The 13131-nt window shown below is 69.8% G+C and carries 8 protein-coding genes, 1 tRNA gene and 1 pseudogene; 3 read left to right on the top strand and 7 right to left on the bottom strand.

Annotated elements, in window-relative coordinates; all coding sequences use genetic code 11:
- Positions 1-10: 10 nt before the first annotated feature.
- The 4 genes and pseudogenes from LJB74_RS09635 to LJB74_RS09620 form a co-directional block, all read right to left on the bottom strand.
- Positions 11-484: a hypothetical protein gene (locus tag LJB74_RS09635; protein ID WP_259308331.1), complete on the bottom strand. Its 474-nt coding sequence runs from the start codon at positions 482-484 to the stop codon at positions 11-13.
- A 151-nt stretch (positions 485-635) separates the two neighbouring features.
- Positions 636-1814, bottom strand: a complete 1179-nt coding sequence (locus LJB74_RS09630; protein ID WP_259308330.1) for a restriction endonuclease subunit S — start codon at positions 1812-1814, stop codon at positions 636-638.
- Positions 1807-3428 (bottom strand): annotated as a pseudogene (locus LJB74_RS09625) (type I restriction-modification system subunit M). Before LJB74_RS09625 ends, LJB74_RS09630 begins: the two are co-directional and overlap by 8 nt.
- A gap of 4 nt (positions 3429-3432) precedes the next feature.
- A complete protein-coding gene (locus LJB74_RS09620; RefSeq protein WP_259308329.1) occupies positions 3433-5463 on the bottom strand; it encodes a hypothetical protein in 2031 nt (676 codons plus the stop codon).
- A gap of 173 nt (positions 5464-5636) precedes the next feature.
- Here LJB74_RS09620 and LJB74_RS09615 point away from each other — a divergent pair, with 173 nt between their 5' ends.
- Complete coding sequence (locus LJB74_RS09615) at positions 5637-6332, top strand: hypothetical protein (protein WP_259308328.1); 696 nt, start codon at positions 5637-5639, stop codon at positions 6330-6332.
- A 147-nt stretch (positions 6333-6479) separates the two neighbouring features.
- Here the strand turns inward: LJB74_RS09615 and LJB74_RS09610 are convergent, their stop codons facing one another.
- Entirely contained in the window at positions 6480-6806 is a 327-nt protein-coding gene (locus LJB74_RS09610) for a hypothetical protein (protein WP_259308327.1), read from the bottom strand.
- Between the two features lie 345 nt (positions 6807-7151).
- Between LJB74_RS09610 and LJB74_RS09605 the strand changes: the two genes are divergently transcribed.
- Both LJB74_RS09605 and LJB74_RS09600 read left to right on the top strand, forming a co-directional pair.
- On the top strand, positions 7152-8270 hold the full coding sequence (locus LJB74_RS09605) for a hypothetical protein (protein ID WP_259308326.1): 1119 nt from the start codon (positions 7152-7154) through the stop codon (positions 8268-8270).
- Positions 8267-10150 carry a hypothetical protein gene (locus tag LJB74_RS09600; protein WP_259308325.1) on the top strand — a complete coding sequence of 628 codons (1884 nt, stop codon included), beginning with the start codon at positions 8267-8269 and terminating at the stop codon, positions 10148-10150. The genes LJB74_RS09605 and LJB74_RS09600 overlap by 4 nt, the downstream gene beginning before the upstream one ends.
- Before the next feature lie 252 nt (positions 10151-10402).
- On the opposite strand, the gene LJB74_RS09595 is transcribed toward LJB74_RS09600, so the two are convergent.
- Both LJB74_RS09595 and LJB74_RS09590 read right to left on the bottom strand, forming a co-directional pair.
- Positions 10403-10476, bottom strand: a tRNA-Gly gene (locus tag LJB74_RS09595).
- A 118-nt stretch (positions 10477-10594) separates the two neighbouring features.
- Positions 10595-13078, bottom strand: a complete 2484-nt coding sequence (locus LJB74_RS09590; protein WP_259308324.1) for a GH36-type glycosyl hydrolase domain-containing protein — start codon at positions 13076-13078, stop codon at positions 10595-10597.
- Positions 13079-13131 lie beyond the last annotated feature (53 nt).

The following is a 13131-nucleotide window of genomic DNA, read 5'->3' as shown; positions in this document are numbered from 1 at the left end:
CCTCGCCCCTTCAGCTGTTCGTGACGGTCAGGACGCCGTCGAGGCCGCGGTCAGGGTGGTAGGACCACGACACGGTCACGTTGCCCCACGTCTCCGTCTGGCGGCCGTCCATCGCCGTGGTCTGGTCGATGTGAGAGGTGACCGCGGACGGCATCTTGAGACGATCGAAGATGCACGCGATGTCCGTGATCGCGGCACCGGAGGCGTCCTCGTTGCCCTTCGTGTCGAAGGTGAGCGACGTCCCGCCGTCTCCGAGCTCGATGCCCGGCGTCGTCGTCAGCCCGCAGGACGCGACGGCCCCGGTCAACACGGCGGCACGCGCCGCTGCGGCGTCGGAGACGGCCCGCTCGGCAGCCACGCGTGCCGCCTGGTCCGCGCGCTCGGTCGCGGCCGCGCGGTTCGCGGACAGAGCAGCCATCCCTCCTGCGCCGATGAGCACGCCGAGCACACCGGCCGCCACCGGAAGGATCCAGGAACGTCGCATCGAGCCACGAGGTCTCGGCGACGATGTCGGTGGCATCTCGGGTGACGGTCCGCTGGCCACCGGAGCGATCGGGTCTGGCTGTGAGACGGGCGGGTCGGTGGTCATGTCGGTTTCCCCCTGCGGTTGGTGCGAACGGTGGGAGTGGAGCGGATCAGGTGTGGGCCTCCGCGAGGCGTTCGGCGTCGCGGACGCGGAGCTTCCCGGACATCAGGGCAGGGAGGAGGGTGTCGCGGATGGCGGCGATGCCGCGACGCTCGGCCGCACTCGCAACGCGTCGTGCGAACACCGGCTCGGCAGTCGCCTCGAACGCTTGGAGGGCTGGCGCTGAAGGGATCACCACCGTGTGGCGGTCGAGGTCTCCCTTGTTGAGGTGGATGACTGTGGTTCCGGACTTGTAGCCCTCGATCTCCGCTAACGGCTCCCGAAGGGCTTCCCGCACAAAGGCGGCACCCGCGACCCGGCTCGTGACCCGGCACACCCGCTGGTTCAGAAGCCCTGGCTCACCGAGCCATGCTGTCGCACGGAACTCTGCGTCCATTCCGACCACGATCTCTCCCGGTCGCACGACCGTCTCACGCGTGCGGCTCTCGGTCGTCCACACCTGAGATTCGAAGGTGCGGAGATCTCGGATGCGAATCAGAGGGCGGCCTACACCCGGCTCCGAGAATTGCTCGCCGGAGAATGGCTCTCCGAACGAGAAGGTGAATGCCTCAAGCAGACGGTCGTTCCCTGAGCCGGGCGCGGCGACGGCGCGGGCATGCATCTGGCGGATCAGATCGTCCGCGAGCCTCTCCGCGCGAGTATTCGCGGCGATCTTGTCGTCGAGCGCGCCCAGCACCTCCGCGATCGCCCGCTGCTCTTCGAGCGAATGGGGGGTCAGGACGAACGATGCAATCTGTGGTCCGCTGATGTGGGGCACGGCGGAGCCGGTCTGGATGGCGAGTACGTACTCCGTGAAGGCTCGGCTCCCGACGATGTGCGCGATGTACCGCTGATCGGTCCCGGGCTTCGCTCGGAGTCGGGCTACTCGCTGAACCAGGTAGGACGGGACATCAACCGACCGGAGCTCTGCGTACTTGAGACCAGCCTCGATCCAGGGTCGGTCCATCGCGAGGACGACATCTCCCACCTGCAGGTGGTACTTGGGGTCGACTGGTTCCGTCCGGGGCCAACGGGCCGCGTTCGCCCATCGGAGACTGCCCTGTGCAACGTTGTCGCCGCGCACTAGGCGGATGTCGTCCGGTTCGGCGGTGAAGCCGGCGCTTGCGAACGGGAAGCCTGGGGTGAGCTCTACGAGGGCGCCGAGCGTGGTCTCCGCGGAATCAGCCACGGACCCTCCCGAGCTGCTCCCGCACAACCTGCTCGAGCCGTGCGGACTCGTCGAACTGCGCCAGCAGCTCTCCGGTGAGCCGTTCGATCTTCGCGTCCAGCGGTTCGTCGTCTTCCGCCACGTCGGCGGCTCCGACGTACCGCCCAGGTGTCAGCGCGTATCCGGCGTCCTTGATCTCGGCGAGGGTCGCGGAGTGGCAGAACCCGGGCACATCGTCGTACGGCAGTCCCGCCTCCGCCGCTGAGGGTGTGCCGCGCCAGGCGTGGAAGGTGCCGGCGATGCGGGCGATGTCTTCGTCGGACAGTGCGCGTTCGGCGCGGTCGACCATGTGGCCGAGCTCGCGGGCGTCGATGAACAGCACCTGCCCGGTGCGGTCCACTGAGCCGCGTGGGCCGCAGGTCTTGTCCTGGGCGAAGAACCACACGCAGACGGGGATGGCGGTGGAGCGGAAGAGCTGGGTTGGCAGGGCGACGAGGCAGGAGACGAGGTCGGCCTCGACGATGCGGGCGCGAATCTCGCCCTCGCCGCCCGAGTTGGTGGACATGGATCCGTTAGCCATCACGATGCCGGCGGAGCCGCCGGGGGCGAGCTTGGACAGGATGTGCTGGATCCAGGCGTAGTTGGCGTTCCCGGTGGGGGGTACGCCGTACTTCCAGCGGGGGTCGGACTCGGAGCGGGCCCAGTCCTTGATGTTGAACGGGGGTTGGCCAGCACGTAGTCCATGAGGGTGTCGGCGTGCTGGTCGCGGGCGAAGGTGTCGCCCCAGCGGGGTGCGAGGTTGGCGTTGAGGCCGTGCACGGCGAGGTTCATCTTGGCCATGCGCCAGGTGCGTTCGTTGGCTTCCTGGCCGTAGACGCTGATGGCCTGGGTGTCCGCGTCGTGGCGTTCGAGGAACTTCTCGGTCTGGACGAACATGCCCCCTGAACCGCAGCACGGGTCGTAGACGCGTCCGGAGTACGGCTCCAAGACCTCGACAAGCACCCGCACCACACCGGGGGGCGTGTAGAACTCCCCGCCGCGCTTACCTTCGGCGGCGGCGAACATGCCGAGGAAGTACTCGTAGACCTCGCCGAGAAGGTCGCGGGCGCGGGTGGCGCCGTGGCCGGAGAACCGGGTGTCGTTGAGCAGGTCGAGAAGCTCGCCCAGGCGACGCTGGTCGACGTTGTCGCGGTTGTAGATGCGCGGGAGCGTGCCGGCCAGGGCCGAGTTGGAGCCCATGATGTGGTCCATCGCGCCGTCGATCAGCTCACCGACGGTCTGGCCCGCCTGGCCGTTCGCGGCGGGGACTCCCTTGGCGTGTTCGGCGAGGTACTGCCAGCGTGACGTCGTCGGCACCCAGAACACGCCGTGGCCGGTGTACTCGTCGCGGTCGTTCAGCAGGCCCTCGATCTGGTCGTCCCGGTAGCCCTCGGCGGCCAGATCGGTGCGGATCTGCTCGCGGCGCTCGTCGAAGGCATCCGACACGTACTTGAGGAACACCAGCCCGAGAATGACGTCCTTGTACTGCGAGGCGTCCATCGAGCCGCGCAGCTTGTCCGCTGCCTTCCAGAGCGTGTCCTTGAGCTCCTTCATGGTCATCGGCGCGGACGGGTCGGTGCGCTTGCGGGGTGGCATGGGGTCAGCCTTCCATCTGGGCGGGACGGTCGGTGTCGATGAGGGTGACGGACCCGGAGGTCACGGCGTCGACGAGGCGGGTGGTGAGGGCGTCGAGGGCGACCAGGCGTGCGGCGGTGGCGGTGCGGGCGTCGGCGAGGTCGGTGAGGGCTGAGCGGACGGCGTTCGCCTGGCTGGTGGGGACCAGGGGGATCGGCCACAGGCGCCAGCCGCCGAGGCGGGAGGATGTCGCGATCGCCTGAGCGATGATCTCGGGGATCAGCCCCGGCGGTGCGGTGGACGTCAGGCGCAGGGCGCGCGCCGGTGTGGCGACGACGGCGAAGCCGTCGCGGTCCACGACGGCCGCGGGGTGGGGGGCAGTGCAGAAGACGATGTCGCCGGGCTGTGTGTAGCGGCCGCGGGGGTAGGTGGCGGCGAACGTCAGGCGATCGATCGTTGGCTCGGTGCCGGGTGCGGCGAGGCCGGTCACGGTGAGTGGGGTGTGGACACGGACGCCGTTGCCGGTGGTGAGGTCGGCGTCGAAGAGGCGGTTGCCTCGGACCAGGCGCAGGTGGCCGAGCTCGATGAGGCGGCCCAGGGCGATCGCCGTCGGTCCGGAGGCCTCTCCTGGACGCAACACTGGGAAGTCAAGGCCGGGCAGCGTCGCGGCAGCATTGCCGTACAACGCGTTGATCTCGAGGGTGAGGGTTGCGGGGTCGGTGCGCGGGCGCCGGGTCGCGGTGTGGGAGGTGACGAGGTCGGCGGAGGTGGCGATGAGCGTCGTCGTCGTGGCGAAGCGGGTGAAGCGGAACGCGTGGGCGAGCGGGTCCAGGCTCGAATCAGCGGCGGCCACCAGGTCGGTGACCAGGTCGTTGATCGCGGCGGTGTCGAGCGGGGTGGCGCGAAGGTCGGCGACGGCCGTGCGGTGGTCGGCGGAGCGGACGTCACCCGTGCGTGGTCCGAGGATCCATACGCCGAGCCCCTGGCGTGGGTGCGCGGGCCAGAGCCCGGCAGGGAGGCGAACGATGGCTCGAACGCGTCCTGATCGAAGGACAGTTGCGCGGGCGGACTGGAGGGCGCGCGGCAGCCGCCCGCACAGCGCGCCGGCGGGTCCAACGACGATCGCCCGCGCGTCGGCGGGCAGGGTCGCTTCGAGTGCGCTCAGCGCGTCCACGATCTGCGTGTCCGTGAGCTTCGGCCGGGTGGCGGACGGCAGATGCACGAGGACTGTCGAGCCCTCCGGTGGGGAGACAAGGCCGTCGTTCTCGGAGGCGTCGATCAGGTCCCACCCGTTGGCCAGGAGGGTGCGCCGGGCGCGCCGCGAGGCGGAGTCGCCAAACGGGGGCAGTGCTGCGGTGCCGGGCTCTTCGCGGAGCGCGGCGACGGCGGTGAGGAGCTCGGCGTCGCCATCGGGGCTGACGAACGTGCGGGCGTCCGCACCCGTCGGGGTGAGCTCGACGGCCAGGCCGGCGAGCAACGTCAGGGCCGCCGCGTCGAGGCTGTAGGAGCTGATGTCCTCCAGGCCGAGGCGGCGATGGCTTTTGACCAGCGCGTTCACCGCTTCGGCCGGGGTGAAGGCGGCCGAGGCGAGAGCATCGGCGTGACGGGCCCACACCGGCGCGTCTGCGCCGAGCGCCACGATCTCGCGGTGCAGGGAGCGGTCGTGGGGGTCGACGTCGTCCGCGAGATCCACCAGGTCCTGGGCGCCAAGGCCGCTGAGCGGGGTGTCGAGCTGGGCCTTGAGCACGAGCAGCGCGAGCAGGCCGTCGACCGCCGCCAGTCGCCCCGCGTCGGGGAGGAGATCGAGTGCGGTGGCGGCGGCGGACTCCTGGCGCACGGCCGGGTTGTTTCCGTGGCCGGTGGCTTCGAGCCAGGCGACCACGTCCTCGAGGAGGAACGCGTCGCGGCCATTGCGACGTTGGGCAGCCGCTGGGAACGGGTGGGCGGAGCCGGCGGAACGGGTGCGCCACATGGACGCGACTGGGCGCTGGACGTGAGCCAGGGCGGCGACATCGCTGAGGGTGACGAGCGTGGGGGCAGCGGTGAGCGCGGCCATCACGGGGCACCTCCTTGCGGCGACATGATCGAAGACTAGAACTCTCTGCCCATCAAGATCTCCATATTGCTGATAAGTGGGGTTATCACGCCTCGACTACGCGGTTGGACGCTCGAGGGAGCAGGTTCCTCTCGTCCCAGCCCGAGCGATCGGGCCCAACGAAGGAGCCCGTGATGTCCGACCCGAATCTGCCCCCGTCGCCCGCTGACAGCGGAACGGTGCCGCCTGGCCCGTCCGTCGCCCTGCCGTCCGCGGCGATGACCGGCGGCCCGTCAGCACCCACCACCGCGCTCCCTGGCGGACCGGAACTTCACGGCAAGCCGGTACGGCGCAAGCGCTGGGTGTGGCCCGTCGCCGCGGCCGCGTGCTTGCTCTTCGGGTTCGCGATCGGCGGCTCGAGTAGCGACGGCGTCACGAAGACGAGGTACGACGCCGCCGTGAGCGAGCGGGACGCGCTCGCCGCCAAGGTCGACGGCCTCTCCTCCCAGGTCAACGATGCGAAGGCCGCCGCACAGAAGGCCGAGAGCACGCTGGCCGACCAGAAGGCCGCCCTCGACTCGCGATCGGCCGCGCTCGACACGCGCCAGGCAGACCTTGAGAAGAGGGAGGCCGCCGTCGGCGCGACGGAGAAGGCCGTCGCCGCGTCGCGGGTCGGCGTCGGCACCTGGACCGTCGGCGTCGACATCCAGCCGGGGACCTACCGCGCCGCCGAAGCCGTGACCGGATCCTGCTACTGGGCCATCTATCGCAGCGGCAGCAACGGCAACGACATTCTCCAGAACGACATCGTCCAGGGCGGCTTCCCGACGGTGACGCTCAAGGACGGACAGGACTTCAAGAACGGATGCGGAGACTTCGTCAAGCAGTAGCCCTGATCCCCTCCGCTGGCGCGTCGCAGGGGGACGCGCCAGCGGTGTCCGCGGTGGCGTGGGGTACCGATCTCGCTGGCCCCGGGGGTGCTGCAGTCCCACGCGGCGTTGCCGCCGCCCCGGGTGGGGCGGCGGCAACGGTGGCGTTCAGGCTCGGCTCTGCCTTCGGGCTCGGGCGGTCTCTCGGCACAGGGGGCACCGGGGGAGCTGGGTCTCGGTGCTCATGCCGGATTCGAGCAGGAGCCAGTGGGGTAGCTCGCGGGCGTAGATGTCGGGGAAGTGTTCCTCGATCTCCGTCTCGACGGCGGCGAGCAGGTGCAGGAGGCCGGTGGCGTCTTCGTCGTCGGTGATGGGGGCGAAGCGCAGTGACTGCACGAGCAGGTCGCGGTTGACAAGCAGGTCCAGCAGCTGGCGCTGGTGATCGCGGGTGCGCGCGGTGCTGGTGGTGCTGCGGTGGTGATCGGTTGTAGACACGTGACCCTCCTGGGCCGTGGGCGTCCCGCGTGGCGGTGCGCCACCCGGTGACGCGAAGCGCTCGCGCGCTCACCGGGACCGGTTGGCGCTGCGCCAGTGGGGACAAGGGGTGTGGGGCCACTGTCACGGGGTCTGGCGCCGGCACGGTCTCGGTGCTTCGGGACGCGTGCTCCCGTCGCCGGAGGTGACTCCCTTGGCCCGGATCGATGGGTCGGCGCGGTGCTGTGGTGTGGTGGTGTGCGGCCACTGCGCCCGATGCCTGAGTGCTCACGGTGCCGTGGCATGGCAACGACATCGAGCACGTCATCGTCCACCCGTCCGACTGCTCGCCCTCGGGGGCGAGTCGTGAGCAACAGGGCCGCCCGCAGGAACCGCAGCGGATCGGCCGCGGACCGCCTGGGCCTTGGATCCACCAGCGTCGAGGCACCTGTCGCCCCGGTGTGCGACATCGAGGCGTGGCTGGCGACCTACCAGCCGCGTGGCAAGTCGTGGAGGTCGACGCCCGAGGCTCCGCTCGGGTTCGAGGGCTGGGACGGTGTCGCGGACTTCGTGCGCGCCACCGTGGGTCGCTTCCTCGAGCGCGAGGGGCAGGTGAGCCTCTTCACGGCGCGGACGCTGACGCGCGCGGTGACCGAGTTGGCGCTGTTCGCCGCGGAGCAGGGCACCACCGTGTCGTCCACGACGGTGCTGAACCACGTGACGGTTCAGCAGTTCGATCAGGCGCTCGCCAAGGCGTTGCGTGCACGGGTCAAGGCGGCCCCGGCGCGGGTCCGCGCCAAGGTGGAGACGGCAGGGACGTCCACGATCGCGAGTCAGGTCGGTACGGCGCGTCGGGTGGGTCAGGCGCTCAACCCCCGTGGCGGGTGGCCGGCAGCCAGCGAGCGCCGGCACCGGTACCTCTCCCTGCCGTACACGTCCGCCGAGGTGCGGTTGCTGGAGGACCAGATCTCCCGCAACCAGGGCATCGCGCGACGTAATGGTGAGGCGTTTCTTGTCCTGGGCCTCGGCGCGGGTCTGGACGGACGGTGGGTCGCTCAGGTTCGGCGAGAGCACGTGGAGGACCTGGGCGTCGACGGCCTGATGGTGCACGTCCCGGGCCGGGCGGTTCCGGTTCTACGGGAATTCGAGGAGCGGCTGCGCGCCTTGGTGGACGACACCCCGGGCGGCGGATTGCTCTTCGGTGGAACTGCTGTCCACCGCGGTGCTGCCAGCGAGGCGGTCGCCAGGATCCGGCTCGACCCGGCGGGTCCCGAGCTCGAGCTCGGGCGTCTGCGTTCGACGTGGCTGGTAGCCCACCTGGCACTGGGCACCCGGGTACCCGAGCTGATGGCCGCGGCCGGGTTGGAGTCGATGACCGCGCTGAGCGACATGGCTGAGTTCGTCGCCCCGCTGGACCAGGACCCTGATCGTTGTGCGACAGCGGTCCGGGCGATGCTGCGTGGTGTTGAGGCGGTGGCTCGATGAGTGAGCCGATCACACCACCGAAGCCGCGGAAGCCGCCACGTCTCCGGGCGCCGATCGACGTCACCGAGAAGCGCCAGCCTACGGGCGAGGAGTTCACCGAGGCGTGCGCGGCGGTCGACTGGCTTGGCGAGGGTTTCCACCAGGGGTTGCGCCTTGCGATCAACGAGGGCGGCGGACGGCCCGGATCGGTACCCGCGCGAGCCGTGCTGGTCGCCTGGGTGCTGAACGCCTTCGAGGAAGGATCGCGCGCGGAGCACACCGAGGCCGCCTCGCAGCTCGTCGCATGCTCCGATGAGCAGCTCGCGCAGCTGAGCATGGTCCGCCTGCCCGTGGACCGCGCCTACCAGCGGATCTGGGCCAAGACCGATCGGGTGATCAAGGCGCTGGCCGACGGGTTCGACTTCCAGGACGGCTCGGCCACGGTGCACGCGGACCTGGCCTGGCTGTTCGAAGTGTTCCCGTCGGCGGTCGTGCCGGCGGACCTGCCCTGGAGTCACACCCGCTCGGTCGACGGCACCGACTGGGAGACCTGCGGAACGTTCGTGAGCCCTGACCCGGAGTACGACGGAGCCACGCCCCCGGACACCGACACGCCCCTGGAGGAGCACGCCAAGGCGCTCGCCAAGACCCGATCACGACTCAAGGGCAAGGTCGAGCTTGGACCGGACGGGCGGGCGATCTACACCAGGGACGTCGACGCGCGTGCTGGACACCGCAGCGCCAACCACCAGCACAAGGCCGGTCTCTACATCGGCTACGAGCTGCACCTGTCGGTCCAGATCCGCGACTACGCCTACGCCGGCAAGCCCGGTCAACTCACCTACGGGCCGCACGTGCCGAACATCATCACCAGTGCGCGGCTGGTCCCGGCCGGTGCTCACCGCGGCCACGCGACCGTGCCGATGCTCTGTGCCGAGCGCGTCCCGGAGCCCGGCAAGGCGCCCACCCCAGACCGCACGGGTTCCCCGGTGAAGGTCGTGGTCTGGGACCGCGGCTACTCGTTGTTGGCATTCGAGAACGCCCATGGACCTCTGCTGCTGGCCGGCATCGAGCCGATCTTCGAACTGACCGACGCCCAGCGCAGCCAGGTGCAGGTGCTCACCGACGTCACCTGGCACGACGGGACACCATTCAGCAAGTACCTGCCCGACCACCTACGGGACCTGCCGCGCATCGGGCGCAACGACTCCGCCGAGGAGCGCCGCAGGATCCAAGCCCTGTACGACGAGCGAGCCCGTTGGCGCTACTCCAACCACGGGCGCCCCGACGCCGATGGGTACCAGCGCCTGATGTGCCCGTTCTGCGCGGGCCGCCTCAGGGCGAGCCAGCTGACCCAGCGCAAGGTGTCGAAGAACGCACCCCTGGTCACCCTGCCCGACGGCGTCGAGAAGTGCTGCGGAGGCGTCATCACCGCGGCGCCGTCGTACTTCACCCTCGCCCAGGGCCTGGGCCTGGTTTACGGGACCACCGCATGGACGCTGGCCTACGGTCCGCGCGTCCTGGTCGAGACCGCCAACTCGCTCCTGAAGGACAAGTACGCGGCGCTGACACGCACCTACTCCAAGCTCATGGGCCTCGCGAAGCGCACCTTCGCCCTGGCGTTCCTCCTCGCGGGAATCAACCGCCGGATCATCAAGGCCTGGCGAGCCAAGCAGGCCGAGGCCCCCGCGCACCGCAAGCGACTGCGCCGCCATCAGGACACCCTCGCCGGCCTCGTCGCGGCCGCCAACGCGCCCGAGGCGACCGGACCCGACACTGGCCTGACCGGCACCTCGACCACGCACCACCCGACCACTGCGCCACCCAGCCGAACCGACCCGTCTACCCCGAGCGGCAAACGCGCTCGCAAGCCGCGTGCATCCAGGCCCTTGCGCACGTAGCGCTGGCCGCGCCACCAACAACCACCGATCGACCGCACGGCCCGCAGCCTCACGTCCCCCAGGGGCGTGGGGCCGCTCGGCGTACCCGGAGACAGCGCCCACGAACCCGAGGTGACCGCCGGACACCCTCCGGCAGACCGCGCAGCGCGAGATCTGGGGTGCGACGGCACCAATCCAGCGTCATGCGTCGTGGCGATCCGCGCGCGCCCCGAGAAACCGGAACCACCACGGCATACTTTCCGGAACCAGCTGTGGAGCGGGTGACGAGAATCGAACTCGCGCTATCAGCTTGGGAAGCTGAAGTTCTGCCACTGAACTACACCCGCACGGCGTACGCCGCTGCCCCTCGCGACCGACTCGACAGCCGTGCGCTCGACGCGTTCGGACATCATACCCGGACTCGCGAGGGCTTCAACGTCGCATGCCAGGACCCTGTCGGGCCCGTCAGACCTCCACGTCGACGAGCACGGTCGAGCCGGCCGGTGCGTACGGCACGATGGTCCCCTCGATCGGCGTGCCGTCGACCGTGAGCCGCGCGCCCTTGCCCCCGCTGTTGCGAACCGTGATGACGTAGGTAGCGCCACGGGCCCGCCGCCGCACCGTGAACTCGGGGATCTCCGGGCCGAGGCACGGGTCGACGACCAGGCCGTCGTACTCCGGGCGGACGCCCAGCAGGTACTGGCTGACGGCCACGAAGTTCCACGCGGCGGTGCCGGTGAGCCACGAGTTCTTGGCCTCGCCGTGGCGGACGGCCTCCTTGCCCGCGATCATCTGCGCGTACACGTACGGCTCGAGCCGGTGCACCTCGCTGATCTCCTCGCGGTAGGCGGGGGCGATGCGCTTGTAGTAGTCGAACGCCCGGGCGCCGTTGCCGACGACGGTCTCGGCGATGATCACCCACGGGTTGTTGTGGCAGAAGATCCCGCCGTTCTCCTTGTACCCGGGCGGGTAGGTGGAGACCTCACCGAGCTCGATCTGGTAGCTCGTGTACGCCGGGTACTGGAGCACCATGCCGTGGTCGGTCGCGAGCATCGTGTTGACCGATGCGAGCGCGCGCTCCGCGACGGACGGTCCGCCGTCGGCCGGCTTCTCGGTACCGATCCCGGCCATCACCGCGAAGCCCTGCGGCTCGATCCAGATCTTGCCCTCGGGCTTCTCGTCGGTGCCGACCTTGTTGCCGTAGAAGTCGTACGCCCGCAGGAACCACTCGCCGTCCCACCCGTCGGCGAGGGTCACGGCGCGCACCTCGGCGACGGCTGCACGGGCTGCCGCTGCGACGTCGGCCAGGCCCCGCCGCTCGGCGAGCTCGGCGTACTGCTCGCCGTACAGCACGAACATCGTCGCGATGAACACCGACTCCGCGACCCCGCCGGCCTGGTTCTCGGTGGTCTGGAACGACTCGCCGGGCTCGCTCGAGAAGCAGTTGAGGTTGAGGCAGTCGTTCCAGTCCGCGCGGCCGATCAGCGGCAGGCCGTGCGGTCCGCGGTTGTTCAGGGTGAACGTGAACGAGCGCGTCAGGTGCTCGAACAGCGGCGCCGCGAGGGCGTCGTCGTTGTCGAACGGCACGAGCTCGTCGAGGATCGCGACGTCGCCGGTCTCCTTGATGTAGGCCGCGACCCCGGCGACGAGCCACAGCGGGTCGTCGTTGAACCCGGACCCGAGGTCGTGGTTCCCGCGCTTCGTCAGCGGCTGGTACTGGTGGTACGCGGAGCCGTCCGGGAGCTGCGTGGCGGCGATGTCGAGGATGCGCTCGCGGGCCCGCTCGGGGACGAGGTGCACGAACCCCAGCAGGTCCTGCGTCGAGTCGCGGAAGCCCATCCCACGCCCGATCCCCGTCTCGAAGTATGACGCCGAGCGCGACATGTTGAACGTGACCATGCACTGGTACTGGTTCCAGATGTTGACCATCCGGTCGAGCTTCTCGTCGCCGCTCGTGACGCTGAAGCCGGAGAGCAGATCGGTCCAGTAGGCGACCAGGGCGTCGAACGCCGCGTCGGTCTGCTCCGTCGTCGCGAACCGGGCCAGGAGCTCGTGCGCGCGGGTCTTGTTGATCACCTGCAGGGGGAGGATGCCGGCGGCCTCGTCGGCCGGGGCCCACTTCTCGTCGGCGGGGTTCTCGACGTAGCCGAGGACGAACGTGTAGCTGGTCGACGCACCGGGCTCGAGGGTGATCTCGAGGCTGTGCGACGCGATCGGGTACCAGCCGGAGGCGACGGAGTTCGCGGACGCCCCGGCGAACGGCACGGCGGCCTCGCCCAGGGAGTTGTACGCGCCGACGAACGTGTCGCGGTCCGTGTCGAAGCCGGCGGTCTCGGCGTTGACCCCGTAGACGGCGTAGTGGTCGCGACGCTCGCGGTACTCGGTCTTGTGGTAGATCGCGCTGCTCGTGCCGGTGAACGGCTCGACCTCGACCTCACCGATCGACAGGTTGCGCTGGTAGTTGGTCTGGTCGTCCTGCGCGTTCCACAGCGCGAACTCGAGGTACGAGAACAGCGTGACGGACTTCGCAGCGTCGGACGTGTTGGTCAGCGTGACCTTGTGGACCTCGGCGTCCTCACCGATCGGGACGAAGAACAGCGTCTCGACGCGCAGCCCGCGGCGCTCGCCGGTGATCCGGGAGTAGCCCAGGCCGTGGCGGCACTCGAAGTGGTCGAGGTCGGCCTTGACCGGCATCCAGGACGGGGTCCAGACGTCTCCGCCGTCGTTGATGTAGAAGTAGCGGCCACCCTCGTCGGCGGGGATGTTGTTGTAGCGGTAGCGCGTGAGGCGTCGCATCTTCGCGTCGCGGTAGAACGAGTACCCGCCGGCCTGGTGCGAGAGGAGCGAGAAGAACCTCTCCGACCCGAGGTAGTTGATCCACGGGTAGGGCGTGTGGGGCGTGGTGATGACGTACTCACGGGCCTCGTCATCGAAGTGTCCGTACCGCATGGTGACGCCTCTCAGGTGTGATGTGTGGTGTGCGGGAGCGCTCCCACGAGCCG

The sequence above is a fragment of the Cellulomonas sp. P24 genome (assembly GCF_024704385.1).
In the GTDB taxonomy this organism is placed as follows: domain Bacteria; phylum Actinomycetota; class Actinomycetes; order Actinomycetales; family Cellulomonadaceae; genus JAJDFX01.
Note: the sequence above shows the minus strand (reverse complement) of the source record. Positions and strands in the feature narration are given on the sequence as shown.